Origin of the sequence: Aliiglaciecola litoralis, assembly GCF_039523355.1 — a bacterium.
Lineage (GTDB): Bacteria > Pseudomonadota > Gammaproteobacteria > Enterobacterales > Alteromonadaceae > Aliiglaciecola > Aliiglaciecola litoralis.
This window is the reverse complement of the sequence record NZ_BAAAFD010000001.1, coordinates 460,127-486,106: the sequence shown is the minus strand read 5'-3', so window position 1 is coordinate 486,106 and position 25,980 is coordinate 460,127. Positions and strand designations below refer to the sequence as shown.

At 44.3% G+C, this 25,980-nt stretch carries 25 protein-coding genes and 5 tRNA genes; 18 read left to right on the top strand and 12 right to left on the bottom strand.

Annotated elements, in window-relative coordinates; translation table 11 throughout:
* Nucleotides 1-5: 5 nt before the first annotated feature.
* From rpsO to ABD036_RS02275, 4 genes are all read left to right on the top strand, one after another.
* Nucleotides 6-275 (top strand): 30S ribosomal protein S15, encoded by a 270-nt coding sequence (gene rpsO / locus ABD036_RS02290; protein WP_343856124.1) that lies wholly within the window; start codon nt 6-8, stop codon nt 273-275.
* A gap of 263 nt (nt 276-538) precedes the next feature.
* Nucleotides 539-1,492, top strand: coding sequence for a DUF2157 domain-containing protein (locus ABD036_RS02285; RefSeq protein WP_343856121.1), 954 nt, complete (start codon nt 539-541; stop codon nt 1,490-1,492).
* Nucleotides 1,489-2,547: a DUF4401 domain-containing protein gene (locus tag ABD036_RS02280; RefSeq protein WP_343856120.1), complete on the top strand. Its 1,059-nt coding sequence runs from the start codon at nt 1,489-1,491 to the stop codon at nt 2,545-2,547. Before ABD036_RS02285 ends, ABD036_RS02280 begins: the two co-directional genes overlap by 4 nt.
* Nucleotides 2,537-3,079, top strand: coding sequence for a GDYXXLXY domain-containing protein (locus tag ABD036_RS02275; protein ID WP_343856119.1), 543 nt, complete (start codon nt 2,537-2,539; stop codon nt 3,077-3,079). The genes ABD036_RS02280 and ABD036_RS02275 overlap by 11 nt, the downstream gene beginning before the upstream one ends.
* 538 nt (nt 3,080-3,617) lie before the next feature.
* On the opposite strand, the gene ABD036_RS02270 is transcribed toward ABD036_RS02275, so the two are convergent.
* The 7 genes from ABD036_RS02270 to ABD036_RS02240 all read right to left on the bottom strand — a co-directional run bounded on the left by ABD036_RS02270 (nt 3,618) and on the right by ABD036_RS02240 (nt 9,839).
* Complete coding sequence (locus tag ABD036_RS02270; protein ID WP_343856117.1) at nt 3,618-3,941, bottom strand: hypothetical protein; 324 nt, start codon at nt 3,939-3,941, stop codon at nt 3,618-3,620.
* Nucleotides 3,942-3,948: 7 nt separating this feature from the next.
* Nucleotides 3,949-4,167, bottom strand: a complete 219-nt coding sequence (locus tag ABD036_RS02265) for a DUF3820 family protein (protein WP_343856115.1) — start codon at nt 4,165-4,167, stop codon at nt 3,949-3,951.
* The gene (locus ABD036_RS02260; RefSeq protein ID WP_343856114.1) at nt 4,167-5,954 is read right to left on the bottom strand and encodes an ABCB family ABC transporter ATP-binding protein/permease; all 1,788 of its coding nucleotides are present in this window, start codon (nt 5,952-5,954) and stop codon (nt 4,167-4,169) included. The genes ABD036_RS02265 and ABD036_RS02260 overlap by 1 nt, the downstream gene beginning before the upstream one ends.
* A 127-nt stretch (nt 5,955-6,081) precedes the next feature.
* Nucleotides 6,082-7,704 carry a response regulator gene (locus ABD036_RS02255; protein WP_343856113.1) on the bottom strand — a complete coding sequence of 541 codons (1,623 nt, stop codon included), beginning with the start codon at nt 7,702-7,704 and terminating at the stop codon, nt 6,082-6,084.
* Nucleotides 7,705-8,073: 369 nt separating this feature from the next.
* Nucleotides 8,074-8,149, bottom strand: a tRNA-Val gene (locus ABD036_RS02250).
* Nucleotides 8,150-8,177: 28 nt separating this feature from the next.
* Nucleotides 8,178-8,253, bottom strand: a tRNA-Val gene (locus ABD036_RS02245).
* A gap of 149 nt (nt 8,254-8,402) precedes the next feature.
* A complete protein-coding gene (locus ABD036_RS02240) occupies nt 8,403-9,839 on the bottom strand; it encodes a hypothetical protein (RefSeq protein WP_343856111.1) in 1,437 nt (478 codons plus the stop codon).
* A gap of 239 nt (nt 9,840-10,078) precedes the next feature.
* Between ABD036_RS02240 and gltX the strand changes: the two genes are divergently transcribed.
* From gltX to ABD036_RS02185, 11 genes are all read left to right on the top strand, one after another.
* Entirely contained in the window at nt 10,079-11,488 is a 1,410-nt protein-coding gene (gltX, locus tag ABD036_RS02235; protein WP_343856109.1) for a glutamate--tRNA ligase, read from the top strand.
* Between the two features lie 99 nt (nt 11,489-11,587).
* A tRNA-Ala gene (locus ABD036_RS02230) sits at nt 11,588-11,663 on the top strand.
* Nucleotides 11,664-11,873: 210 nt separating this feature from the next.
* Nucleotides 11,874-11,949: transfer RNA gene (locus ABD036_RS02225), tRNA-Glu, on the top strand.
* Between the two features lie 259 nt (nt 11,950-12,208).
* Nucleotides 12,209-12,284: transfer RNA gene (locus ABD036_RS02220), tRNA-Glu, on the top strand.
* 512 nt (nt 12,285-12,796) lie between these two features.
* On the top strand, nt 12,797-13,630 hold the full coding sequence (locus ABD036_RS02215) for a C40 family peptidase (RefSeq protein WP_343856107.1): 834 nt from the start codon (nt 12,797-12,799) through the stop codon (nt 13,628-13,630).
* A complete protein-coding gene (locus ABD036_RS02210; protein WP_343856103.1) occupies nt 13,605-13,913 on the top strand; it encodes a DUF1272 domain-containing protein in 309 nt (102 codons plus the stop codon). Before ABD036_RS02215 ends, ABD036_RS02210 begins: the two co-directional genes overlap by 26 nt.
* A complete protein-coding gene (locus ABD036_RS02205) occupies nt 13,906-14,100 on the top strand; it encodes a DUF1289 domain-containing protein (protein ID WP_343856101.1) in 195 nt (64 codons plus the stop codon). The genes ABD036_RS02210 and ABD036_RS02205 overlap by 8 nt, the downstream gene beginning before the upstream one ends.
* Before the next feature lie 87 nt (nt 14,101-14,187).
* Nucleotides 14,188-15,177 (top strand): tRNA dihydrouridine(16) synthase DusC, encoded by a 990-nt coding sequence (dusC, locus tag ABD036_RS02200; RefSeq protein WP_343856099.1) that lies wholly within the window; start codon nt 14,188-14,190, stop codon nt 15,175-15,177.
* Complete coding sequence (locus tag ABD036_RS02195; RefSeq protein WP_343856097.1) at nt 15,167-15,703, top strand: YaeQ family protein; 537 nt, start codon at nt 15,167-15,169, stop codon at nt 15,701-15,703. Before dusC ends, ABD036_RS02195 begins: the two co-directional genes overlap by 11 nt.
* Nucleotides 15,704-15,802: 99 nt before the next feature.
* Nucleotides 15,803-17,212: an amidohydrolase gene (locus tag ABD036_RS02190; RefSeq protein WP_343856095.1), complete on the top strand. Its 1,410-nt coding sequence runs from the start codon at nt 15,803-15,805 to the stop codon at nt 17,210-17,212.
* Nucleotides 17,209-18,489 carry an amidohydrolase family protein gene (locus ABD036_RS02185; RefSeq protein ID WP_343856094.1) on the top strand — a complete coding sequence of 427 codons (1,281 nt, stop codon included), beginning with the start codon at nt 17,209-17,211 and terminating at the stop codon, nt 18,487-18,489. The genes ABD036_RS02190 and ABD036_RS02185 overlap by 4 nt, the downstream gene beginning before the upstream one ends.
* A gap of 269 nt (nt 18,490-18,758) precedes the next feature.
* Here ABD036_RS02185 and ABD036_RS02180 read toward each other — a convergent pair whose 3' ends face one another.
* The 4 genes from ABD036_RS02180 to ABD036_RS02165 all read right to left on the bottom strand — a co-directional run bounded on the left by ABD036_RS02180 (nt 18,759) and on the right by ABD036_RS02165 (nt 20,481).
* Nucleotides 18,759-19,139: a SpoIIAA family protein gene (locus tag ABD036_RS02180; RefSeq protein ID WP_343856093.1), complete on the bottom strand. Its 381-nt coding sequence runs from the start codon at nt 19,137-19,139 to the stop codon at nt 18,759-18,761.
* 75 nt (nt 19,140-19,214) lie between these two features.
* Nucleotides 19,215-19,442, bottom strand: a complete 228-nt coding sequence (locus ABD036_RS02175; RefSeq protein ID WP_343856092.1) for a hypothetical protein — start codon at nt 19,440-19,442, stop codon at nt 19,215-19,217.
* A gap of 104 nt (nt 19,443-19,546) precedes the next feature.
* A complete protein-coding gene (locus ABD036_RS02170) occupies nt 19,547-19,726 on the bottom strand; it encodes a hypothetical protein (RefSeq protein WP_343856091.1) in 180 nt (59 codons plus the stop codon).
* Between the two features lie 95 nt (nt 19,727-19,821).
* Complete coding sequence (locus tag ABD036_RS02165; protein WP_343856090.1) at nt 19,822-20,481, bottom strand: arylesterase; 660 nt, start codon at nt 20,479-20,481, stop codon at nt 19,822-19,824.
* 1 nt (nt 20,482) lies between these two features.
* On the opposite strand from ABD036_RS02165, the gene ABD036_RS02160 reads away from it, so the two are divergent.
* Nucleotides 20,483-21,223, top strand: coding sequence for an ABC transporter ATP-binding protein (locus ABD036_RS02160; RefSeq protein WP_425542535.1), 741 nt, complete (start codon nt 20,483-20,485; stop codon nt 21,221-21,223).
* 1 nt (nt 21,224) lies between these two features.
* A complete protein-coding gene (locus ABD036_RS02155) occupies nt 21,225-23,741 on the top strand; it encodes an ABC transporter permease (protein WP_343856088.1) in 2,517 nt (838 codons plus the stop codon).
* 88 nt (nt 23,742-23,829) lie between these two features.
* On the opposite strand, the gene ABD036_RS02150 is transcribed toward ABD036_RS02155, so the two are convergent.
* Entirely contained in the window at nt 23,830-24,732 is a 903-nt protein-coding gene (locus ABD036_RS02150) for a TIGR01777 family oxidoreductase (protein ID WP_343856087.1), read from the bottom strand.
* 170 nt (nt 24,733-24,902) lie between these two features.
* On the opposite strand from ABD036_RS02150, the gene ABD036_RS02145 reads away from it, so the two are divergent.
* Nucleotides 24,903-25,961: an AI-2E family transporter gene (locus ABD036_RS02145; RefSeq protein WP_343856085.1), complete on the top strand. Its 1,059-nt coding sequence runs from the start codon at nt 24,903-24,905 to the stop codon at nt 25,959-25,961.
* Nucleotides 25,962-25,980 lie beyond the last annotated feature (19 nt).

Below are 25,980 nucleotides of genomic sequence, written 5' to 3'. Positions count from 1 at the left end.
ATATTATGTCACTAACTACTCAAGAAACGGCAACACTTATTGCTGAATATGGCGTTAAAGAAGGCGATACAGGTTCACCTGAAGTACAAGTTGCTTTGCTAACGCATAACATCAACAAACTTCAAGGTCACTTCGCTGATCACAAGAAAGATCACCACTCACGTCGTGGTTTGTTGCGTATGGTAAGTCAACGTCGTAAATTGCTAGACTATTTGAAAGGCAAAAACGTTGAACGTTATCAAGATCTTATCAAGCGTTTAGGTCTACGTCGTTAATTCGATAAGACGTAAATATGCAAAAGGCGCCTAAATGGCGCCTTTTTTGATCCTGCCTATCCATAATATGCTCCATAAAGCGGAACCTGCTTAAAATGAGTGAAATTAACCAACATTGCGGTTAAGGTAAGCCAAACCTAATTCATTCAGTTGGATGAACCCCATAAAAATATGAGTCAATACTCAGGTGATAAAAGAAGGGAGTTTCTGTTGAGTTGTGTCACTTTTATATTGCTACTTGTTAGCTATGCGCAGGAGGCAGGATGTTAAATCCACAAAGCACTGCTGCGCGTCAAACGCTTGCTGATTTAATTGAGCAGCAGCACCTCAAGGAAAGTGATGTGCCCAATGCTATTAATTTAGCTGAGCTTTCCCCAAGGCCATCGCAATGGCACTCTTTTATTCACACACTGTTGTTTTGGTCGGGGATCCTAGGCTTAACTTTTGCCGTGATCTTTTTTGTTGCCGCCAATTGGCAAGAGTTAGGGCGTTTCGCTAAGTTTGGATTGGTTGAAGGCCTAATCGCCTTATCAGTTATTGGATTTTGCAAATACGATACGAATCAAACCATCAGAAACGGTTGTCTGTTAGTTGCCATGCTATCGGTTGGCGCCTTAATGGCATTATTTGGGCAGACGTACCAAACTGGCGCTGATCCATGGCAATTATTTTTCAATTGGGCAGTACTGACCTTACCTTGGGTGCTGGTGAGTCGTTTCAATGTGATGTGGTTATTATGGCTGGGGTTGCTTAATCTTTCAGTGAGCTTGTTCTACGATGCATTTGGTGGCTTCCTCGATCACAGTTATGCGATCTTCGTACTAAATTCACTGGCTTTGGCTGTGTGGCAGTTCTCAGCAAGCCGCTTTGAGTGGCTTAATACGCCTTGGGCAATTAACTTAATTGGCTTTGCCAGTGGCTTTTTCGCGATGTGGGTGTTTTTTATCGGCCTGTTCGATGAGCAATTCATTGGAATTGCATTGTGGGTTATCTGGGCAATCGCCATTTTTTACGTGTATCGATATCGCACGCTGAATGTCTTTATGCTGTCCGGGTTATGTTTATCGCTGATCATTGCTGCAAATAGTTTATTAATTAAGACTTTGCCAAGTAGCTATGATGGCTTTTTCTTTGTTGTATTGTGTGCATTGACTATAGGGGCGGGTACCTATGCCACTCTTTGGTTAAAGAGTTTACTCGAGAAGGACTTGCCATGAAAAATGCCAGTCAGCTGCTGTTGTTGCTTAAACAGCAACATCTTATTGGGGATATTGAGCTTAACAAAGCTCAAGAAGTGAGCTCGCCATGGTATATCAAAACGTTAATGGGCTTATGTGGTTGGCTGGCCGCAATCTTCATATTGGGTTTTATCGCCGCGGCAATGGCGAGTATTTTTGATAATCCTGTGGCGTTAGGTATTGTCGGCATCGCGTTAATCACCGGCGCTTATTTTTTACTTGTGTCATCTGATTCGGAGTTTGTTGAACACCTTGGTTTGGCGGTGAGTCTAGCGGGACAGTCACTCGTTGCTTTTGCGTTGTTCTTTAATAGCGCCGTAGATGAGTCATTTAGCTGGTTTATATTGGCAATAGTGCAATGTATTTTAGCTTATTTAATGCCTAATTATATTCATCGAATGATGTCCGCCTATTTTGCCACAGTAAGTCTTTCGTTATTTATGATGGTAATGCATTTATCATCTTACTACAGTGCTATTGTTCTGCTGGTCGTTGCCCTGTTATGGCTAAACGAGTTCACTTTCAGTCGGCATGTTCGCAAATTGCAGGCGGTAGGTTACGGCGCTGTAATTGGTTTGATTCAATTTAAAACCTCAATATTGTTTGCCTCTGGCGGCACTACCTGGCTAGAGAATTCGATGCCTACTGTGGTTCCTTGGCTTGACGAAGGCTTGAATATTTTAGTGATGTTGTATGTTCTGCATCATCTAGTTAAACACCGAAAGTTAGTACTGGCTGGTGAGCAAAAATGGTTTGCCATTGCCTTATTAGTATTAATTGGCGCAGGTACTTTGTTCGCTAATGGCATTGTTTGCGGCATTCTGATCATGATCATTGGCTTTGCTATTCAAAACAGAGTGCTGTTGATACTCGGTATCCTCGCGACCTTAATGAACTTATCCTCATACTATTATTTGTTGGATATTTCATTGCTGCACAAGTCATTCATTTTGGCTGGTCTTGGTGGTGCAGGGGTGTTACTTGCCTTTATACAACAACGACTTTCAAGCCAAGGAGAGCCGCATGTTGAGTAAAGTGACCGTGGTTGTTACTGGTATTGTCATTGTCGTGCTGATCAACTTTTCTATTTGGCAAAAACAAAATCATCTCACCAAAGGTGAAGAAATTGTTTTAGAGCTAGCGCCGGTCGATCCTCGCTCAATCATGCAAGGGGATTATATGCGCTTAGATTATCAATTAAGTCGAAAGATACGCAGCCAGTTATCTGGCAAACCCAGCAGCAACATTGATAATCAAATTAGCCAAATACTTAGTGACACTGCGCTAGATGCACATGATGGCTATGTAATTGTTGCGCTAGATGAAAATCAGGTCGCCAAATTTGTGCGACTTGATGATGGCCAGCCGCTATTAGAAACCCAGCGAAAGCTGCAATATCGAGTCAGAGGCTCTGTGGTAAAATTTGCTACTAATGCGTACTTTTTTGAAGAAGGACTTGAGCCTGTTTTTCGGGATGCTCGCTATGGAGCTTTTAAGTTAAATAAGGACGGCGAAGTGCTGTTGACCCATTTGCTCGATGAGAATATGACGATGTTAGGCGAGTGATGCGGGTTTATCTTAGACTTTGCTAATATCCTCTGGCACTCCTAAAGTTAAAGCCATACTGCGATCCCAAAGTTTTTTGGTAAAGGGGCACATCAACAGCGTTAAGCAGTAAAGTACAAGCCGGGGTTAAGAAGATCCTGCACTGCGTGCGCGCATCTAAGAACACTGCCGGGATGACTGACTTCTCTGTCGTCCCCGAGGTCGAATCTACACCGTCTTCCCCGAGGTCGAATCTACTCCGTCTTCCCCGAGTTCGAATCTACACCGTCTTTCCCGAGTTCGAATCTACACCGTCTTCCCCGAGGTCGAATCTACACCGTCTTCCCCGAGGTCGAATCTACACCGTCTTCCCCGAGGTCGAATCTACACCGTCTTCCCCGAGTTTGAATCTACACCGTCTTCCCCGAGTTCGAATCTACACCGTCTTCCCCGAGGTCGAATCTACACCGTCTTCCCCGAGGTCGAATCTACACCGTCTTCCCCGAGGTCTCTTGATCGGGGATCTCCAAAACACTTGTACGCAGCTAAGAAAATGCAGCTAAGGTTTAGACTCCAAATCGTTGAAAAATGCTTCTCGTTCTTGCGCCGTCAATATGCCGGTAAAAGGTGAATGTCGGCGCAGTTTATTCATCTTTTCACTGTCTTCACACATTTGGGCGACTAACATAGACATGTCATCTTTCATTTCAATGATTGCCCACCAATTCAAATACACACTGCGATAAATCATGCCCGCTTTAAATCGACTCTCGAGTTTCTGTTCGGCAAGGGAAACCAACTCCGGGTGTTGAATGAGTTTTTCCCCGATTCGGCAGTGAATGGCTAACAAATGTGCATCGATTATGTTTGCAGTACTTCTCATAATAGTTTTAGCGATTATTATCCAACAACGGCGTTAGCATAGATTCCAGCCCATTTAATTTCACTTCGTACATCAATGCCAATTGCTCGCCTAATTTACCGGGCGGGAAGCCCTTTTGATTAAACCATACTAAATAAGGTTCGGGAAGATCTAGCAGCTTCCTGCCAGCGTATTTGCCAAACGGCATGGTCTGATTGATGGCTTGCTTTAAGAGTATTGGGTCCATTATGTACGCTTATTTTGCTGGGTGTCCCATAATTTTTTATAGGCACCGTGTTGATCTAATAATGTTTGGTGAGAGCCTTGTTCGATAACCCTACCTTCATCCAAAACGACTATCTTGTCGGCATCGACTATGGTGGATAATCGGTGGGCAATCACCAAACTCGTGTGTCCTTGAGATATTTCTTTCAGGGCATCTAAGATCGCTTTTTCTGACTGACTATCGAGTGACGATGTGGCTTCATCAAACACTAAAATAGGCGGTCGCTTTAAAATCGTACGAGCGATAGCCACTCGTTGTTTTTCGCCTCCGGAGAGCTTTAATCCACGTTCACCCACTTGGGTATTTTCACCATCAGGTAGGCTATTAATAAAGCTACGCAAGTGGGCTAAATCGATTGCTTGTTGCACCTCTTGGTCGCTGGCATCGGGTCGCCCGTATCGAACATTTTCCAAAATACTGTCGTTGAACAACACCGTATCTTGGGGAACTATGCCAATGGCTTTGCGCAGCGATTGTTGATTCACCTCACTGATGTCTTGTCCATCGATCTGAATACTGCCTTGGGTTACATCATAAAATCGAAACAACAGCTTTACTATGGTCGATTTACCAGCGCCGCTTTCTCCTACTACCGCGACTTTTTCGCCCGGAGATATGCTAAAACTAAGATCCTCTAAAATTGGGCGATCAGGGCGATAGTGAAATGCCACCTGTGTAAATCTAATATTCCCTTTGCTGACTTGCAAGTCAGGGGAGCCCAGTTTATCTGACACCTTGGGGGCTTTATCTAATAACGAAAATAAGTTTTCAATGTTGGCTAATGAGCCGCGGATTTCACGATATACAAAGCCTAAAAAATTCAGCGGCATAAAAATTTGCATGGTAAACGCATTGATCAATACAAAGTCACCAATGGTCATTTTCCCTTGGGCCACACCATACGCGGCCATGGCCATCATGGCGGTCATGGCGGAAGCGATAATTAAGGCTTGGCCGCTATTAAGCGCAAACAATGACAGGCGATTTTTACGCCGAGCCGTTTCCCATCCTGCTAAATCGGTATCATAGCGATTGGATTCATACTTTTCGTTGTTGAAATATTTGACGGTTTCGTAATTCAGTAAGCTGTCGATTGCGCGAGAATTGGTACTGGAGTCCGCTAAATTGACCTCACGGACGAATCGGGTGCGCCAGTCAGTCGCTTTCATTGAAAAGGTCACGTAGATGATTACAGACGAGAGAATGACTAGCGCGAAGCTGGCGCCGTAATTATAGAAAAGCAAACCCACGACCATGCCGATTTCAATCAGGGTAGGGCCGATATTAAATACCATAAAGCGCATTAAAAAACTGATCCCGCTGGTGCCGCGTTCGATGTCTCTGGACAAGCCACCGGTTTGACGATTCAAATGAAAGTCGAGATCCAATTTGTGCAGATGATCAAATACCCGCAAGCCCACTCGCCGCATTGCTCGCTCAGTGACTCGCCCAAACAAGGTGTCACGTATTTCTCCAAGTAGCACATTAGCAAGTCGTAATGCGCCATAGGCAATGATAAGCGCGATGGGAACGACCATGACTTTTTCTGCGGTGGTGGTGAGGTTGAGTTCGTCAACTGTATATTTCAGTACAAAGGGTAAGCCCACGCTAGCCACTTTGGCTGCAATCAAGCATAAAAATGCAAGCAATACACGTTGTTTAAATTCCAGCAAGAATGGCCAGAGTTGTTTTAAAACGCGCCAATTAACAGGGGTGTTAGGATCAACTGGAATTCGTGAAGAGCGCATACTACCTAGCAATAAAAAACATAAGTGTTGAGGAGTCTATCAGGATTTCAATTTAGTTCGAGTTCACAAGGATAAAATAGCGAATGTTTGGGCTCTTTTAGCGAGAATAAAACGCCAGTATAGCCTATTAAACGGGTTCTTGTATGAGCTCTCTGACTTTGTGATAGCGTTCGAATTGTTCATCGTTTAATTCACTGTTTTCAATTACACGGATACAATTTTTTATCAACTGTTGCGTACTTTCGTCTTGGGTATCCGCATCTTTATTCATAGCAATGGATTGCATCAGGTTCAACGCAATAGAGACATTTTTAGGCATTACCACAAATGCCTGCCTGAATACTCTAAAGGCATCATCAAGATCACCGCGTTTATAGTACGACACGGCAGAGTTGTTCAACTCTCTTGGCGTTTGTTTTATGGTTGAGCGTTCTTGTTTTTCTTGGCGAACATAATGTAAAAACAAACTGCCTTGTTGATCGTCTTTTTTACAACGACGTTCGATCACATCCAAAATACTACTGGACTTGTCATACAGACCTAGCTCATGAAACGCCTTGGCTTTATCGAGCAGCGCGTCCATTCCTTCCGTTTCCCAATTTTCTTCGGCAAGTTGATCTAACAGGGCTTTGGCATTTTCTTTTTCGTCTTGCAGGTACAGTAAGCGAGCGTCTATGACTTTAATTTGATCATGCAATTCAGCTTTTGGAAATGCGGCTTTAAATTGCTTTACATATTCATTGGCTTGCTTGAGCAGTTTAAACGTCTCACTTTCGTCCGCGGTCATGGCGAAATCAATTCCTGCTCGCGCGACATTTAAATAATTTTCAGGCTTGTCGTGAATGGAATCTTTGGCAAATTTGACGATTTTCTTGGCCGCTTCGAATTGTGTTTCGTAATCATGGGTAATACGCGACAAATCCAATGCGGTTTTGTGCCGGCGTATATTGCGCGGTGAAATCTCCGTTGCCATCACTACACATTCCAGCGCGGCATTAAAATCTTTTTGTTTTATTTGTAACGCAGACAACAGATCATAAGCTGCCAGCTGAGAATCTGACTTGAAGGCCAATTCCAGCACCAACTTTTCTGCTTCGTCATCATTGTTGAGGTGCAAATACGCGTTAACCAAGCCCAATTGTGCCCAAGTAAAGGGCTGCACATTGATAATGGCTTGATAAAATTCTTGTGCCTGTTCGTGATGTCCACAGGCGAGCAGCAATTCCCCTTTCGTTTTCAGGGCCAAAGGGAAGAATTCAGAGTTTTTAGGGTTAGATAAAAATAATTCAACTTCAGCCAAAGCTTTAGAAAGTTGTCCATCCCCCATGTGACGATAAACTTTCTTTAACGCTTTTTTTCGCAGCAGCACTTTAGTAAGGCGTTTGTCTAATTCGTTGACAGTAAAAGGTTTCGCTAGAAAGTCATCAGGCTGAAGTTCGACAATACTGTGCACAAGATCGGAGGTCGTATCGGCGCTAATAAAAATAAACGCGGTACTGGGATCTAATTCTCCTTCGTGCTTGAGCTGATCGTACAAATGATAACCATCGTGATCTTTTTGGAGATTGTAAGAGCAAATAATCAGGTCAAATTGATCATGGCGAATTCGCGATAGTGCATGCTGCGCTTTATCCACATAGGTAATATCCGAAAACCCTAATTCTTCTAACGAGTACTTCATGTACCCCTTAGCCAGAACATGGTCATCAACGATCAGGACTTTGGTGTCTTTGGATATTTGTGGATTCATAAGCCAGTGTATTATCGAATAGATGACTAGGTTATCGTACTTCTGGCTATTTTGATAAGCGGTTTTTTAGATTTAGCGCATGGTTAGTTACCTGATATGGCAGATAAAAGTCATTTTTAGGCGCCTGTCTGTATTTATATCAACAATATCGATTTATATATTGGGCAAAGAGAATAGGGGAGCTGTTTAAAAAAAAGGTGGTGGACGCTACTGCCGGCTCGGTCTGAAAGACTTGACCAGTGACACTCGCAACAAGGATTTGAACATGGAGATTTTGATTTATAAAAAGAAGTGGTGGACGCTACTGCTGGCTCGGTCTGAAAGACTTGACCAGTGACACTCGCTACAAAAATTTAAACATGGGGAAGGTGGTGGACGCTACTGGGCTTGAACCAGTGACCCTCGCCTTGTAAGGGCGATGCTCTCCCAACTGAGCTAAGCGTCCATATATATAACAATGTGATTTGAAGAAGTGGTGGACGCTACTGGGCTTGAACCAGTGACCCTCGCCTTGTAAGGGCGATGCTCTCCCAACTGAGCTAAGCGTCCTTCTTCAAATCTGCCTGCCGTGCTTGGCAAGTGGAGCGCTATTATAGATATGCGCTCTTGACTGTCAACCGAAAAATTAAAAATATTGGTTAACTGGTCAGTTTCTATCCTTACATAGTGAAAAAATCGTTGTTTGGCTAATAAATGGGCTATTTTTTTGGCAGTAAATTCAACAACGCTTGCGCCATTTTGGCGACTTGCGAAGATTCTGACCAATTAATCACGTTACCGATAAAGTGTCTAGCGTAGGGATAATTGTTAATTCTAACCATGTACTCACCGGCTTTCATGTTCACCGCAATATTGGCTGGCATTGCAATAATGGCTGCGCCTATGTGATCAATCGCTTGTTGTTGTAAGCCAAGCTTCCACAAAACATCAGGATAAAAGAAGTGTATTTGCGGTAATTTATGAATTGCTAGAGCTTTTTCAAAATACTGTTTAGATTGCGTCAATAACGCTGGCGAGCTCTTTGGCGAGTATTTGGCTAAGGTTGAATACGCGATAGCAATTGAAGCAAGACCTTCAGCACTTAGCGAATCAGATAATAACGCTTTATCTATCCATTGTTGCGTCACGGCTGCTTTACTTCCTGCTGATTTGATAGCCATATAGGCCATTGCATCCCCGTCATCCAAACTAACTGCGTTTGCCATTAACTCAGCGCCAGTATCCGAGCTTGGGTTCGCTAAAAATGCCAGTTCGCGACTAATGTCAGCGGGTGAAACTTCACTTTCAATCGCTTTGACAGTAACGCTAGGCAACGGCAGTCTTGCCAGATTAAGTCGTCTTTTACGTGTGTATTTTTTTAATTGGGATTTCAAATCAGACATTTTAATATCAAATGACGAGGCAAAGGCGGTGTCATGATTTGTACCTTGATTGAAGGCGATCAGGTATTGAATCAGCTGATCGCGATAATCTGGCAAGTCGTTGACCGCACTCAAGCTGAAAAAATTAACCAGTAACCAAGAGGCTGCATAATATTCATCACGTTTTCTGTTATCGCCAATGTTATGGGTTCCGATTTGTTGCATGGTCGCGTTTATGTTCGCAATAGAGCCCTGATTTAATGACTTTCTAATCGTACCTTTGCCTACAACAACGTGATCATCTTTAATCTCTAATGTTGAGTAATATTCAGCGATACCTTCGTTATACCAAGTCGGGTATCGGAATCCTGAGCCGCTGCGCATCAAATAATGCACGTACTCGTGAAATAAAATTGTTTGGCCAGATAAACTATCTAATCGTTCAGGGCCAACCACGATTTTGGGGCCATAGACGGTATCGTGAAAGTAACCCGCGTTGTTGCGTGCAAAGTAAGTGAAGTCGGCAGGATCATCCAATATATAGATTTCGACGGGCACCAAGGTTTTCTGCTGCTTTAAATCCAATGCGTTATGAACAGAAGCGCGGAATATTTCGAATTCATACAGAATTTTTTCCACAGCCTGTTTAGATTTAGTGGAATATAAAACAAAGTGGTCTGTTTGGTAAGCATGCCAACCTACGGTATTTGGCATAGCGTAGGAGTATAAAGACATTACAGTTGATAATAATAGCGCAGGTAAAAAACGAAACATCGAGATCCTTGACGCTGAAAAAACGACAACAGCGTTGTCGAAAAATAGCAATGTATTGAAATCGAAAATAACACAGATTTTTCATTTAATTAAGCCAATCGTAGTGTAGTTAGTTCGATTGCAGCTAAAAATAAGCTTACTTTCACGCTTAATTAAGTCCTATTTTACCGATAAACCTTTTGAATCCGCCCTCGTGACTGGTAAACTCTGCCGACATTTTTTACTGAGGAAACACGTTAATGTCTATCACTACTCGATTTGCACCTAGCCCCACTGGTTATTTACACGTAGGTGGCGCAAGAACAGCACTTTACTCTTGGCTGTACGCGAAAAGCAAAGGTGGCAAATTTGTACTTCGAATCGAAGACACGGACATTGAACGATCCACTCAGGAAGCCATAGACGCTATATTAGAAGGCATGGCATGGTTAGGTTTGGATCATGACGATGGACCTTATTACCAAACGCAGCGGTTTGATCGCTATAAAGCGCTTATCAAAACATTGTTAGATGAAGGAAAAGCGTACAAGTGCTTTATGCCATCTGATGAGTTGGATGCTATTCGCGAAAAGCAAATGGAAAATGGTGAGAAGCCTCGTTATCCGGGAACGTGGAGAGACAGAACTGACCATCCTACGGACCAACCCTATGCGATTCGCTTTAAAAATCCGTTGAGTGGCACTGTGGTTATTAATGATCATATTCGCGGCAAAATCGAAATTAACAACGCTGAGCTTGATGACTTGATCATTCAACGCAGTGACGGCACTCCAACTTATAATTTCTGCGTCGTCGTGGATGACTGGGACATGGGCATTACACACGTAGTGCGTGGCGAAGATCACATCAACAACACGCCACGTCAAATCAATATCCTCAAAGCACTGGGTGCTCCGGTGCCTGAATACGCACATGTGTCGATGATCCTAGGCGATGATGGGAAAAAACTGTCAAAACGTCACGGCGCAGTCAGCGTGATGCAATATCGAGATGACGGTTACTTGCCTCAAGCGTTATTGAATTATTTAGTGAGGCTAGGGTGGTCTCACGGCGATCAAGAAATATTTTCTGTGGATGAAATGATTGAGTTATTTGATTTAGATGCGATAGGGCAGTCAGCCTCGGCATTTAATACCGATAAACTCGTTTGGTTAAACCAGCATTATATTAAATCATTACCCGCTTCAGAAGTTGCCGAACATGCCAAATGGCACTTTGAGCAACAGCAAATCGATATAAGCAATGGCCCGTCTTTAGAAGCGGTGATTGAGATCCAAGCTGATCGAGTAAAAACCTTAAAAGAATTAGCTGAGATCAGTCGCTATTTCTATCAAGAATACGACGAGTTTGATGCCAACGCAGCGAAAAAGCATTTACGCCCTGTTGCGAAAGACGCGCTTTTATTAGTGCAAAACAAATTGTCTGCATTAAATGAGTGGAATCCAGAATCAATTCAAAATGCAATTAACCAAACGGCAGAAGAATTAGATGTCGGCATGGGGAAAGTGGGAATGCCGCTACGTGTTGCTGTCACTGGGTCAGGTAACTCGCCGTCATTGGACGTAACCTTAAACCTATTAAATAAGCCCCAAGTTGAACAACGAATCGACAAAGCGCTTAAATATATAGCGAACAGAGAAAATTCGTAAAAAAATCGTTGACATGAAAAGGAGGGATGCCTAGAATGCGCCCCGCTGTCAGGGAATGGTAGCTAGCGACAAAGCTATGCAACTAGTGACATTAAGCACGGGGCTATAGCTCAGCTGGGAGAGCGCTTGCATGGCATGCAAGAGGTCGGCGGTTCGATCCCGCCTAGCTCCACCAATATCATGGATTGTTTACTACCCCTAGGCCAGTAAGCAAATGATAAGAAGAATTTAGAGTTTGTGTAAGACGAGGAACAATGAAATATATTGCTCCAATCGTTGTACAAGAACTTAGATGGATATGTTAGACAAGTAAGGTCGCTCAATTCGCGAGCTCACTTTGCCTAACAGAAATTTACTAAAGCGAAGCTTTAGTGGCAAAGTTTCTGTCCCCATCGTCTAGAGGCCTAGGACACCGCCCTTTCACGGCGGTAACAGGGGTTCGAATCCCCTTGGGGACGCCATATACAAACCAGTACAGGATGTACTTGGTCACCGTTAATCGGTAACACGGAACACTTAATTCACATTCCTGGGCGGATTAAGTAGATAGTTAGATAGAAAAGTTGGTTTTTGTAAAACGGTTAATGTTATTTCTTTTTAGAGATGGCTCGATTTACAGAATCATAGATGGATTAGTTAGACAAGTAAGGTCGCTCAGTTCGCGAGCTCACTTCGCCTAACAGAAATTTACTAAAGCGAAGCTTTAGTGACAAAATTTCTGTCCCCATCGTCTAGAGGCCTAGGACACCGCCCTTTCACGGCGGTAACAGGGGTTCGAATCCCCTTGGGGACGCCAATTGAAAAAACCGCACATCAGTGCGGTTTTTTTTATGGGTGTTAGAAAAGAATAAAGTTTTAACGAGGACACCCACTCCTGAGGTCTCTAAGAGGAAGTCTTTACGAGGACACCCACTCTTGAAGTCTATATGAGGACACCCACTCCAAAGTTTTAAGAGGTCTTTAAGAGGACATCCATGTTTTTCAGCTTCAAAGCTCTAAGATGCGTGTCCTCATAACTGCTCCCTAACATGGGTGTCCTCATAACAGCTCTAACATGGGTGTCCTCATTACCTCCCTTTTCAGCTGCAAAGCTCTAACATGGGTGTCCTCATAACACTAACATGGGTGTCCTCATAACAGCTTCTTAACATGGGTGTCCTCATTACCTCACCGTTAAATTGCAAGTGCGTAATGAAGATCCGATACGGTAAAGTATTAATAGTTAACCTTTGTTGATGACATTGGAGAAGGTAAATTTGCAGAGCTGCGCTTGCTGTTGCATATTATCACTTTCACCAATATATCGAGATGTTGTCATTGAACCCGATGAATTGGCTGGGCAAGCAAATAGCAAAGTATCTACAAAAGCCCAGCGCTACTTACCAAAGTAAAACAACGTGTGAGCCTCATGCCTTAGCGAAAACGATTCGAAAAGGTGACGTCTTATTGATTGATGGGGTAAGTCGTGTCAGTACCGCAATTAAATATCTAACGCAATCAACTTGGTCTCACGCTACTTTGTGTATCAACGACCAACGGGATAATGATGCTCCTAACGGCGACCAAATTCTATTACTCGAAGCAGATGTCGTAGAAGGGGTACGTACTGTACCTCTCAGTTTTTACAGTGATCAGGGTACGCGTCTGTGTCGTCCTGTGGGACTTAAACCTGTAGACATCGACGCTGTAGTTGAATTTGCCAAAACTAAACTTGGTGATCAATACGACACCAAAAATGTGATTGATCTGGCCCGTTTTTTGATACAAACCCCGCCTGTACCGGTTGGTTGGCGCAAGCGCATGTTAACTTTGGGGAGTGGCGATCCCACCCGGGCTATTTGCTCATCTTTGCTTGCTCAGTGTTTTCAAAGTGTTAAGTATCCTATTTTGCCGGATAAAATTGCTCATCCAGAGGAACAAAAAGGTTGGTTTTTCCAATCCCGCCATCACAGTTTATTTGTACCTAGAGATTTTGATCTCTCTCCTTACTTTGCAATAATCAAACCTACTATCGAGCAACAATTTGATCCATACGGCATTGCATGGACTGATATGATTGATGAGAAAAACTCGTCTAAAATATCACCTCCAAATCATTTAAATTTAGGAGAGTCCAATGCTGCAGCTACGCCCAAATTATGAGCTTTGTGACAAAGATTTACCGGCGGATAGTGATGAGGCGTGTATTTGCAGTTACGAATGCACATTTTGTCGAACGTGCGTTGATGCGATCCTAAAAAACGTCTGTTCCAATTGTGGTGGTGAGTTTGTAAGTCGTCCTATTCGCCTTAGTGTTGCTCATCGTACGGGTGTCAGTTTAGCCCATCACCCAGCGTCTTGTGAGCGGATTAGATCGCAGTTTAGTACTGAACAAATTAAAGCGTTTGTTGAGCAAGTAAAGGTACTTGAGAATATCCATGAATAATGACAGCAACCTATTGATTGAATCGCCGTGTATTCGTAATTGCTGTTTAAACGATGAGGATATTTGCGTCGGTTGCTTTCGCACCCTAGAAGAGATTTTGCAATGGGGAGCCGCAACCCCAGATCAAAAGCGCCATATTTTAAACTGCGTTAAAAATCGAAAGCCCAGTTATACCTCTAGCCGCTAATTAAGCGCTTAATTTAGCCGATCCCCTTGGCATATTTTTGCTACAATTCGCGGCCATTTACCAATTCAAACCTTTGTCTAATTTTATATGAAAATTGTTTTAGCCCCGATGGAAGGGGTAGTTGATCATTTAATGCGTGATATGTTGACGCAAGTGGGGGGCTTCGACCACTGTGTGACAGAGTTCGTACGAGTTGTTGACCAGCTGTTACCGCAAAAAGTGTATTACCGCCTTTGTCCAGAGCTTAGAAATCAAGGTCTGACGCCGTCGGGTGTGCCGGTGAAAGTGCAATTACTTGGCCAAGAGCCCGATTGGTTGGCTGAAAATGCGGTCAGGGCTATTGAGCTAGGCTCCCATGGTGTCGATTTAAATTTTGGCTGTCCGGCAAAAACCGTGAACAAAAGCAAGGGCGGGGCGGTGTTATTAAAAGAGCCCGACGCCTTGTACAGCATTGTCAGTGCAGTCAGAAAAGCAGTACCGCAAGGTCATCAGGTTACTGCCAAAATGCGACTTGGATTTGATGATAAGTCATTGGCAATCGAAAATGCCCAAGCAATTGAACAAGCGGGCGCAGACAGTTTAGCGATCCACGCTCGCACCAAAGTTGAGGGCTATAAGCCACCGGCGTATTGGCAGCACATTGCCTTGATCAAAGCGCATACGCAAATTCCGATCATCGCCAACGGTGAGATTTGGACAAAGGCCAATGCGCAACAGTGTCAGTTAGAATCACATTGCCAAGATATTATGCTCGGACGAGGAGCATTGGCGATGCCAAATCTCGCTCAAGTGATTCGAGGTAACCAACAACCCATGTCTTGGCAGCAAGTGAAACAACTTCTCTTGGATTACTCGGGTTACGAGATATTTGGTGACAAAGGGCGTTACTATCCCAATCGCATTAAACAATGGCTTGGTTATTTAAAAGTACAATATAGCGAAGCACAAAGTTTGTTTTTAACGATACGCTCAATGACGCGCTCTGAAGATATCGTTGCAGTCTTGGCTCAGCCAGATACTGAGCACGCATCTGAATCCAATAACCCTTTGCCGATAAGAGAACACAGTGGCGCTTAAACCAACTATATACAAGTTTCGCATTGCCTTGTCCGATATGGACCGAGATTATTATGACAGCTTGAACCTGACCGTAGCGCAGCATCCATCCGAAACTTTGGAAAGGATGATGGCGCGGATATTAGCGTACTGCTTAAATGCGCAACTGGATCTGGCGTTAACCAAAGGATTGAGCACTGCTGACGAACCCGATATTTGGGTGCGCACACCAGACGAGCAAACGAGCCTTTGGATCGAGATCGGCGAACCTGATCCTGAACGCATAAAAAAAGCGACCAGATTGGCAGACGAGGTTAAAGTCTATAGCTTTAATACGAAATCATCGGTGTGGTATCAACAAGCAAAAAGCAAGCTAGAACAACTGAACGTGCAGGTTTATCAATTTGATTGGTCGCACATAACAGACCTGGCTAGTTTGGTGGATAGAACCATGGATCTTTCGGTGACCATTGCTGACCAGTCAGCTTATATTGCGACTGCAAAAGGTGAATGCCAGATCCCATGGGAGGAACTGCAGCGTCGATAATTGAACTCCTGCCGTCAACTGGTATGCTTAACGTTGATTTTTAAGCGATTAATGCGAAAAAATAACAAAGATAAACATACCACTACTTGGCAGGAAACAATGAAAATACCAACTTATACCTCTGCGCTACTTGTTAGCGTGATGGGCGGATTGTTTTTGACAGGCTGCAGCGAATCGGAATCGCCAAAAGATGCGCCTGTTGTGATCAATAAAGACCCTTTCCCAAGCACTTACAAACCGATGAAAAGCCAGCCGACCCTCATCACTAATGTGACCATATTAGATGGTATTGGCGGTAAAATAGACTCAGGGGCTATTCTCATGGTTGATGGAAAAATCCAAGCGTTAGGGGAAGATTTAAGCGCACCCGATAACGCTATTGTGATCAATGGTAAGGGACAGTGGGTAACCCCAGGTATTATTGACGTGCACAGTCACCTTGGGGTGTATTCAACGCCTGAAACCGCCTCTCATTCTGATGGCAACGAAGCCACCAATCCGGTGACAGCACAAGTTTGGGCCGAGCATTCGATTTGGCCACAAGACCCGGGATTTAATCGGGCATTGGCCGGTGGCGTAACCAGTATGCAATTACTACCAGGATCAGCAAACTTGGTAGGTGGACGTGCTGTGACAGTGAAGAACGTACCTAATCGTACGGCTCAAGATATGAAGTTTCCGGGCGCACCTTATGGCATGAAAATGGCCTGTGGTGAAAACCCTAAACGTGTTTATGGTCAAAAGGGCGGGCCGGGCACTCGAATGGGTAATGTCGCCGGTTATCGCCAGGCATGGGCTGACGCGCAGGATTATAAACAGAATTGGGATCGCTATTATGCAGATCACGAAGCTGGAAAAGATCCCAAAGCCCCCAAACGAGATTTAAAACTCGAAACACTGGCTGGAGTGCTCGACGGTGAAATAATAGTGCATATGCATTGTTACCGAGCTGACGATATGGGCACCATGCTTGACGTGATGAAAGAGTTCAATTATCAAATTGGTTCATTCCACCACGCGGTTGAGTCCTACAAGATTGCCGACTTATTGGCAGAAAACAATGTCTGCTCATCTATGTGGGCAGATTGGTGGGGATTCAAAATGGAAGCCTATGATGGCATCAAGGAAAATATTCCAATGGTTCATGCAGCCGGTGCTTGTGCCATTGTCCACTCCGATAGTGATCAAGGAATTCAACGGCTTAATCAAGAAGCTGCCAAAGCATGGGCTGATGGTAAACGCGTAGGCTTGGACATTTCGCAAGCTGATGCATGGCAATGGTTATCGGCTAACCCTGCCAAATCATTGGGTATTTTTGAACAAACAGGCTCGCTCGAAGTGGGTAAAAATGCCGATGTTGTGCTGTGGAGCTCAGATCCATTCTCGACCTATGCTAAACCTGTACATGTCTATATTGACGGTGCGTTAGCCTTTGATCGAAATGATCCCAGTAGCTGGCCGGTGAGTGATTTTGAATTGGGACAACCAGGTGAAGGAGACAGCAAATGAGAACCTTATTAAAGTTAGCTACATCCCTTGCAGGGCTAGTTTGTTTGCCGGTTATGGCAGCTAATATCGCTATTATTAACGCGACAGTGCACACCATGTCTGATCAAGGTAGTGTGCAAAACGCCACTGTGTTGATAAAAGATGGCAAAATTCAACAAGTGATGTCGCCTACACCTGCTTTGGCGGGATATCAGGTAATTGATGCAAAAGGCAAAGTGGTGACGCCGGGTTTGTTTGGCGCATACACGTCATTGGGATTGGTTGAAGTTGGCGCTTCGGCGGGCACAGTAGATAGTCGTTCTGAGGCAACTGCTATCTCGCATACGGGCGCAGCACTTGACGTAAGTTACGCAGTTAACCCCGCATCAAGCTTAATGGCGATTTCACGAGTTGAAGGGATCACCTCAGCGGCAACCAGTATGGCAAATACGTCCCAGCTTTTCCGCGGTCAAGGCGCGATTATTAGCTTGGCTGATAATACTGATCCTATTCTTAAGGGGACGGCATTTGTGACCACAGGCGTCGACAACAATGGTGCAGATGACACTGGCGGCTCTCGTGCAAGCTTGTGGGTATCCTTAGAGCAGGCTCTAGCGGAAGCCGACTACGCACTGGGTAAAACCTTTACGCCACAAACCGATTGGCATGGGATCACATCCGTTGCTGATGCTCAGGCGCTTGCAGGCGTAGTGAAAGGCGAAGTGCCATTGTTAATCGAAGCGCATCGTCAAGCCGATTTGCTGCAAATCATTGCGCTAAAGAAACGCCGCCCAACGTTAAAGATCGTTATATTGAAAGCCACTGAAGGCTGGAAGGTAGCCAAGCAACTGGCTCAAGCCAATATTGCGGTTATTTTGAATCCTGAATCTAATTTACCCTATGAGTTTGATCAACTTGCGGCCACTTTGCAAAATGCGGCACGACTGCATGAAGCCGGCGTGACGGTTGCGATTGGCATGAATACTCACAATATTCGACTCGCTAAGCAACACGCAGGTAATGCGGTATCTCACGGTTTACCTTGGGATGCAGGCCTTGCAGCTTTAACCATTAACCCCGCTAAAATCTATGGCGTGAGTGAAAGCATAGGTAGTATTGAGACTGGTAAACGTGCCGATGTGGTGATTTGGTCGGGCGATCCTTTGGAAGTGACACATAATGCTGAAATGGTGTTAATTAATGGCGAAATTACCGATATGAGTTCGCGTCAGTCTAAACTGCGAGATAGGTACCTTAAGGTCGCGACGGATAAAACGGTCCACTACCAGCGCCCTTGATTACCTTTAAGGCGTGTCGTTTGACAATTAAACTGAGCATTTGCTTGGGTTGATATCTAATGGAGGATCTGTTTCGCATATCCTCCATTTTTTGTGGCCGTAGCTTTGTGATTTGTTGAACAAGTTTTAACAAACAGGGATCATGTTAAGTGCTAAAGCTCACTGTCCCTTGTTACTCTCATTACACGTTGCGGTCAGACTTTAGCAAGCGCTAAAACGGGCAGTTTGTAGAAGGTAACAAAATGTCGATGTAAAGTGACGTTGTTAGGTTATTTATCCAACCAATCTAATGCATCTTCCTGATTTTCAAAGTATTTGACTTCACCGGTAATAAACCAAGAGCCAATTTTTTCAGTGATTTTAGGCCAATTTTTGTTTCCAAAAATTGCGACTTTGTCAAATTCAGCGCCATATTTTAACCCTAACTTAAAGTCATCCCATGCAGCTCTTAATTCCCATCCTTCTAACTCAGTAGCGTCAATCAATGCTTTTATTTTTGGCGTTCTGATCCCAGTTAATGCAGAGTCAATCATCGGAGTAATTATTTCGTAATCTTCATGAGTAAGCTTGCCAATCGCCTTAAACGAAAGAAAAAAATCACTTCCAACTCTCTCAATACCGATTGATAGTCCATGTTTTCTGATGTTCATACTTTTTCTCCTGATTAAATATAAGGTTGGAAATGTGAGTGTCTTTATAAAAGTAGTAAGCTACGACAACGCCAATTACGTTGTCAGTCTTTGTTTGTCGATTCTTTCAAACACAAACGCATCGAGCGCTACCAAGGGATCTTGAATTAAACTAAACAGTGATTGATCAGATAATGCAGCTTTACCGGGACCTTGTATCAGCCGAGTTGCTGCTAGAACCTTTGCCGGAATAAGGGGGGCTAACAAAGGACTGGCAGCCAAATATTGCATTAATTTGCGACGCGCAATGGCTTGAACATTCATTAGATTATTCTTGCATTGAGCTATATAAAAGCAAAACGGGACCTCAAGGTCCCGTGATGATCATTCGCTTTTAATTTTACTGACAGCGGTATTCACTGCCCAATCTACGCTTGTGTATTGATGACCGACCCAACTCGTGAATCCTGTGTTGGGTTATTTTGTGCCGTAGGTTGCGTGCTAGGTGTTTCGAGATTAGTCTGGCGCGAATTATTTTCCACCTGCCTAGACTGTTGCTCTGCTGCTACCTGTGCCACTGCACTGTTGGCTGTAGTGCCGATTTCCATGCTACTTGACCTCGCTTATTGCTATGACGTTGGTTTAAATATAGCTCAAAAAATCGGCTATCGAAATAACTTACCGTTAATTTACTCGTTTGGGATTATTCCGCTAAAATCGGTTTAAACTGCTTTTGCATAAATTCAGCAATCATCGATTGCGCTGCCAATCCAGGATGGATGCCGTCACGCTGCATCAAGGATTTATCCAGTGCAATATCTTGTAAAAAGAACGGCACAAGTGGTACCCCATTTTTTGCCGCCAAATCATCATACATACCCGTGAACATCTGATTGTAGCGCCTGCCGTAATTGCTAGGGATCTGCATTTGTTGCAATACCACTTGGATATTTTGTTGCTTAGCCATATCGATCATCGATTGGATGTTGGCTTGCATTTTTGTCACGGGATGCCCTTGCAACCCATCATTTCCACCCAACTCGATATATAAATGCGTGGGTGAATGCTGTTCCAGCAATCTAGGTAGTCTGGCAAGACCGCCATCGGTTGTTTCACCGCTTATTGCGGCGTTTACAACGCTTATACCTTGTGGCTGCCACGCATTTTGTAACAAACTAACCCAACCTTGTTCTTGGCGTAATCCATAGGCAGCGCTTAGGCTGTCACCTAACACAAGAATTTTTGGGCGGTTTTCCTTCTCGGCTTGTTGTGCCAATATGTGATCTGAAAAAGCAATCAGCGGTATAAACAGTAATATTAATTTTAATAGACGAAACACGTCTCTTTGTAACCATAAGTGCACTATGACAACGACTCCAAATGTAATGATAGAAACCAAACACATCAGTAAAACAGTTAATACGAGTGAAGGGCAACTTCAGATCCTTCAGCCTATTAGCTTCAATGTCAAGGCGGGTGAGTCAGTTGCCATTGTAGGTGCGTCAGGCTCCGGAAAATCAACCTTGCTGAGTTTGCTTGCTGGTCTGGATCAGGTCAGTGAGGGCGAAATCTATCTTGATGGAGCAGGGCTGCATAGCATGGACGAAGAGCAACGTGCCAGACTGCGCGGCGAAAAAGTAGGATTTATATTCCAAAGCTTTATGTTGGTGCAAAGTCTTACGGCGTTGGAAAATATTATGTTGCCAGCAGAGATCGCAGGTTTAGACAATGCTAAGCAATTGGGACAGCAGATTTTAGAGCAAGTCGGCTTGGGACATCGTGGTACCCATTACCCGAATCAACTTTCCGGTGGTGAGCAGCAGCGTGTAGCCATCGCCCGCGCGTTTATAACCAAACCCAAAATACTGTTTGCCGATGAACCCACCGGAAATCTTGATGCCGCCAATAGTGACAAGGTCGAGAAGTTGTTGTTTGAATTGAATCGCGAGTCAGACACGACACTGGTATTAGTCACCCATGATCCTGAGCTGGCGAGCAAGTGTCAACGGCAGTTGCATATGCATGCCGGTGAGTTAACTGAAATCACTAGTGAGGAGTCAACAGGCGCCTCGGCAAATGACGCTCAGCAACAGCAGGCAAGCTAACATGAATAACGCATTTAATTTAGCTTGGCGATTATTTAAACATGAAGCTAAACGCGGCGAATTAACGATCATATTGTTCGCCATCGTATTGTCAGTTGCTTCGGTTTTGTCATTGTCGTTATTTAGCGAACGATTACAAAGTGCGCTGACTGACCAAACCGCAGAGTTTATTGCCGCAGATAGATTGTTAGACGCCGATAAACCGGTGGACCCACAGTGGATATCCAAAGCCACTGAAATGGGACTTAACACCACCAAACAGGTTTATGCACGCTCAATGGCCTTCGGTAATCAGCAAATGACGCTAACCAATCTACGCGCTGCAGATCAAGGCTATCCGTTAAAAGGAGAACTCAAAACCTCGTTGCAACCCTTTGGATTAGGACAAGTGACTGAGGAGTTACCGGCAGCAGGTGAAGCTTGGGCTGAATCTCGCTTGTTTCAAGCATTAGGCGTGAAACTTGGCGATAGCATAGAAGTAGGGGATAGCGAGTTTACCTTAACTCGGGTGCTCACCGAAGTGCCTGACTCTGGTTTTAGTGTGTTTGGCGGCAACCCTAAAGTATTGATCGGCTATGGTGATCTTGAAGCGACTAATATCACCGGGCCTGGCAGTCGTGTCAGTTATACTTACTTTTTCACCGGCGAGTCATCTGTGTTGGATGATTATTACGCGTGGTTGGAACCACAACTTGATCGTGAACTTCATTTCTGGATGTCAGTCGAGGACGATGATTCCCCCATAGGGCGCTCTGTAGGACGCGCAGAGCAATACTTCTTGCTCGCTAGTCTTCTTGCCATAGTATTAGCTGCTGTGTCCATAGCGGTGGCCGCACAGCGTTACAGTCAACGTCATTATGATCCCGTGGCGATCATGAAAACCTTGGGTGCCAGCAAGTCTATGGTGCAACGGGTTTATCTTTATCAAATCTCCTTTATCACCTTATTAGGTATTGTGCTTGGTGCGATCGCAGGCTTGATCATTCAACAGATTGTGGTCAGTGCCATTGCGGATAAAGTCGCAGTGTCGCTCGACGTGTGGCATTGGCGTCCGTTATTCATTGCTGTGTTTACCGGCGTGATTTGCGCAGTATTATTTTCTCTATATCCGCTGCTTAAGTTATTTTCCGTTCCTCCACTTAGGGTATTGCGACGCGACTTAGGCGCAGGCATGAGTTCGCGAATTGTGCAGTTTGGTGCCACTGGTTCAGCTATTTTGCTACTCATGTGGGCTTACAGTCAGAACATCAAAATCAGCCTTATTCTGTTTGTCTCTGGCATTGTCTTGGTGTGCGCACTCTTGGCTATTACTTACGGTTTGATTGCCCTTGGTCGTAAGCTTGGACAAGGCAAAATGGGGGCTTGGCAATTGGCATGGGCGCGCATTAAACGACGTGCAATGGGTAACAGTGTGCAGTTGATCAGTTTCTCTGTAACCATAATGCTGCTGCTGGTTGTGTTGGTTATGCGTAACGATATGGTGTCTCAGTGGCGGGATCAATTACCCCAAGGTACACCGAATTATTTCCTCAGTAATATCACTGAAAGTCAGCGCCCAGGACTGCAAGATCATTTCGCTCAAAATGGCGTAGAAACAGACGTTTTTTACCCTGTGGTGCGAGCGCGTTTTGTGGCCATTAACGATGAAAAAATCCGTACCGAAGTGACCAAAGAAGACGACGATAAACCATCACAAGGACGCAATGGATTAGGTCGAGAAGCGAATTTAACTTGGAGTAATACGCTGCAAAATGGCAATCGCATTGTCGCCGGAAAATGGTTTGACGGTTCGACAACGAAAGAACCTTTTGGGGTGTCAGTTGAAGAGCGAATTGCAGATCGGTTGAACATAAAATTAGATGATATTCTGACGTTTAATATTGGCAGTGAAGTGATCAATGTCAAAGTGACCAGTTTGCGCGAAGTCAATTGGCAAACCATGCAGCCCAATTTCTTTTTTGTGCTGCAGCCAGAAGTGATGGGATCTTTTTTGCCGACCTACATCACCAGCTTTAATCTGCCGTCGGATCAAAAAGCTAAGATTTCGACTTTGATGCGACCCTACGCCAGTATCACTTTGTTCGATGTGGACGCGCGTATAAATCAATTGCGGGCAATCGTGGATCAGGTGTCTTTGGCAGTTGAGTTTATTTTGATCTTGGTGTTGGTCGCAGGCTCATTAGTGCTCATTGCTCAAGTTCAGGCAAGCATGGATGAACGCCAACAAGAACTCGCGATATTACGTACCTTGGGGGCTAAGGGCAGTTTGATCAGAGCAAGCGTGGTATACGAGTTTGTTATCATCGGAGTAGTGGCAGGCGCCATGGCAGCGCTAGCTAATGAACTGACCTTATACCTGTTACAAACCCAAATCTTTCAGATGGAAGGCTCACTACATTATGCGTACTGGATAATTGCTCCTGTGGTTGGCGCGTTAGTCGTGGGTATATTAGGCGCTGCGGGCTGTTGGCGATTGTTAACGCTCAATACAAGTCAGTTGCTGCGCAAAATGGTTTAACCGCCGAAGGCGCTCATTCATTCTCATATAGCGAAGCGTGCTGCTTCGCTATTTTTTTGTGTAAATTAAGGCTTTGCCGAGCTTAGGCTCACAATGACAGGCTATTGAATGCCTCATCAATATCGGTGTAGATAAAAGTAAAACCGTCTTCAAGCAATCGTCTTGGCACCACATTTTGTCCGTAGATCAGTAAATCTGCCATTTCTCCCATCGCCAGTGTTAACACCAATTTGGGCGTGAATAGTACGCATGGGCGATTCACTGCACTGGCTAATGCTTTAGAAAATACGCGATTGGATACGGCATTAGGCGCGGTGAAGTTGTACACCCCTTGGCATTTTTTTTGACGTAATAAAAATAAAATGCCATCGACCATGTCATCAATATGGATCCACGACATAATGTGTTTGCCATCGCCGATTGGTCCGCCTAAGCCTAATTTGAATGGCAACACCATTTTGCTCAATGCACCACCTTGGCCAGATAACACTATCCCCGTGCGCAACAGGCAAACCCGAGTTCGCTCCGATTGAGCTTGAAAGGCAATGTTTTCCCAGGTTTTACACAATGTATGGCTGTATTCTGGATGCGGAGAATCGAAACTCTCATCGATTGGGTGTTCATCTTGCCGGCCATAATAACCAATGGCAGAGCCACTGATAAACACACTCGGAGGGGGGTTGCTTTTGTTGATTAAATTAACCAATGACTCGGTTGTGGCAAATCGGCTCTGTTCAATTTTATGTTTTTGCGCAGTACTCCAACGTTTGTTTACAATGGGTTCGCCAGCCAAATTAATAACCGCATCCACATCGTTTAAGTTAGATAATTCTTGCAAACTCGTTATGAGTTTAGTCGAAGCAGGCAAGCTGCTTTTAGCCGCCTTGGGATGGCGTGTCAGCACCGTAATTTTATAATCCGGACCAGTCAATTTGTCTATCAGCGCTCGACCTATTAATCCTGTACCGCCGGTAATTAATATATGTTGCATTGTTCAAAGCTCCTTGGGATAGAGAGACTCATCAGTCCGTTTTATCACCGCTGTTGATAGATTAGCTAACTATAATATGAATAGCGATTTAATCGTTGCTGTTACGTTTTCAATTGCATGATTATCTGCTAGTTTGTGCTCATCGTTTTAGTTTATCAATGCGAGCCTAAATGGATATTAAATCGCCCACTGCTGTTAAAGCCCTATTAGTAAGTGCCTGCCTGATTATTGTACTTGCGGGCATAAAATCAGCCAGCGCAATTGTAGTGCCTTTTTTATTGTCAGTGTTTATTGCCATGTCGTGCAATCCGATCATCACTTGGGCCTCTAAATATCGCGTTCCTAGATGGTTGTCGGTGATACTAGTTATACTGATGATTGTTATTTTTGGATTTATGATGGCTGGGCTGGTGGGTAATTCAATGGCTGAATTCCGGCAGAACCTACCAACATACAAACAGCAATTAAGCAGCGAGTTGGTTTGGATAACCGATAAACTGGAGCAGCTATTTAATTTAGAGCTCAATACCGAAATGCTGGTTTCCTATCTTGATCCCGGTGTCGCTATGAACTTGGCGACCAATCTGCTTACCAGTTTAGGCGGTGTGCTGACAAACTTTCTATTGATCTTATTAACCGTTGTTTTTATGTTATTTGAAGCAGAGTCAGTGCCTAAAAAGATCCATATCGCACTGGATGATCCGTTGATGAAAATACAAAAAATCGACAAGTTTTTACTGTCGGTGAAAAATTACTTGGTGATCAAAACGCTGGTGAGTATCGCCACCGGTGCGATCATTGGCGTGTGGTTGTATATTTTGGGGGTCGATCACTTCATGTTGTGGGCGGTGCTGGCGTTTCTGTTTAATTACATTCCAAATATCGGTTCGATTATTGCGGCAGTGCCAGCGGTACTATTGGCCTTTGTGCAATTAGGCCCTGCAATTGCCGGTTTAGCAGCCCTAGGTTATGTGGTAAGCAATACGGTGATGGGCAATGTGGTAGAGCCGAAGTTTTTAGGCAGGGGACTTGGATTGTCAACCTTGGTGGTATTTTTGTCTCTGATTTTCTGGGGGTGGCTGCTCGGCACAGTCGGTATGTTGCTATCTGTACCTTTGACCATGATCGTCAAAATAGCCTTAGAATCTAATCCCGACACCGAGTGGATTGCGATGTTACTAGACAGCGAAGACATGCCTGAGCCCGTCGTTGAAGAAAAATCGGTGTAAGCTAATTTTCCAATAACTG

Excerpts from the sequence above, each read along its gene's own strand:
- rpsO (WP_343856124.1), top strand. The coding sequence starts at position 6 with ATGTCACTAACTACTCAAGAAACGGCAACACTTATTGCTGAATATGGC.
- ABD036_RS02285 (WP_343856121.1), top strand. The coding sequence starts at position 539 with ATGTTAAATCCACAAAGCACTGCTGCGCGTCAAACGCTTGCTGATTTA.
- ABD036_RS02280 (WP_343856120.1), top strand. The coding sequence starts at position 1,489 with ATGAAAAATGCCAGTCAGCTGCTGTTGTTGCTTAAACAGCAACATCTT.
- ABD036_RS02275 (WP_343856119.1), top strand. The coding sequence starts at position 2,537 with ATGTTGAGTAAAGTGACCGTGGTTGTTACTGGTATTGTCATTGTCGTG.
- ABD036_RS02270 (WP_343856117.1), bottom strand. The coding sequence starts at position 3,941 with ATGAGAAGTACTGCAAACATAATCGATGCACATTTGTTAGCCATTCAC.
- ABD036_RS02265 (WP_343856115.1), bottom strand. The coding sequence starts at position 4,167 with ATGGACCCAATACTCTTAAAGCAAGCCATCAATCAGACCATGCCGTTT.
- ABD036_RS02260 (WP_343856114.1), bottom strand. The coding sequence starts at position 5,954 with ATGCGCTCTTCACGAATTCCAGTTGATCCTAACACCCCTGTTAATTGG.
- ABD036_RS02255 (WP_343856113.1), bottom strand. The coding sequence starts at position 7,704 with ATGAATCCACAAATATCCAAAGACACCAAAGTCCTGATCGTTGATGAC.
- ABD036_RS02240 (WP_343856111.1), bottom strand. The coding sequence starts at position 9,839 with ATGTTTCGTTTTTTACCTGCGCTATTATTATCAACTGTAATGTCTTTA.
- gltX (WP_343856109.1), top strand. The coding sequence starts at position 10,079 with ATGTCTATCACTACTCGATTTGCACCTAGCCCCACTGGTTATTTACAC.
- ABD036_RS02215 (WP_343856107.1), top strand. The coding sequence starts at position 12,797 with ATGTTGTCATTGAACCCGATGAATTGGCTGGGCAAGCAAATAGCAAAG.
- ABD036_RS02210 (WP_343856103.1), top strand. The coding sequence starts at position 13,605 with ATGCTGCAGCTACGCCCAAATTATGAGCTTTGTGACAAAGATTTACCG.
- ABD036_RS02205 (WP_343856101.1), top strand. The coding sequence starts at position 13,906 with ATGAATAATGACAGCAACCTATTGATTGAATCGCCGTGTATTCGTAAT.
- dusC (WP_343856099.1), top strand. The coding sequence starts at position 14,188 with ATGAAAATTGTTTTAGCCCCGATGGAAGGGGTAGTTGATCATTTAATG.
- ABD036_RS02190 (WP_343856095.1), top strand. The coding sequence starts at position 15,803 with ATGAAAATACCAACTTATACCTCTGCGCTACTTGTTAGCGTGATGGGC.
- ABD036_RS02185 (WP_343856094.1), top strand. The coding sequence starts at position 17,209 with ATGAGAACCTTATTAAAGTTAGCTACATCCCTTGCAGGGCTAGTTTGT.
- ABD036_RS02180 (WP_343856093.1), bottom strand. The coding sequence starts at position 19,139 with ATGAACATCAGAAAACATGGACTATCAATCGGTATTGAGAGAGTTGGA.
- ABD036_RS02175 (WP_343856092.1), bottom strand. The coding sequence starts at position 19,442 with ATGAATGTTCAAGCCATTGCGCGTCGCAAATTAATGCAATATTTGGCT.
- ABD036_RS02170 (WP_343856091.1), bottom strand. The coding sequence starts at position 19,726 with ATGGAAATCGGCACTACAGCCAACAGTGCAGTGGCACAGGTAGCAGCA.
- ABD036_RS02160 (WP_425542535.1), top strand. The coding sequence starts at position 20,483 with ATGACAACGACTCCAAATGTAATGATAGAAACCAAACACATCAGTAAA.
- ABD036_RS02155 (WP_343856088.1), top strand. The coding sequence starts at position 21,225 with ATGAATAACGCATTTAATTTAGCTTGGCGATTATTTAAACATGAAGCT.
- ABD036_RS02150 (WP_343856087.1), bottom strand. The coding sequence starts at position 24,732 with ATGCAACATATATTAATTACCGGCGGTACAGGATTAATAGGTCGAGCG.
- ABD036_RS02145 (WP_343856085.1), top strand. The coding sequence starts at position 24,903 with ATGGATATTAAATCGCCCACTGCTGTTAAAGCCCTATTAGTAAGTGCC.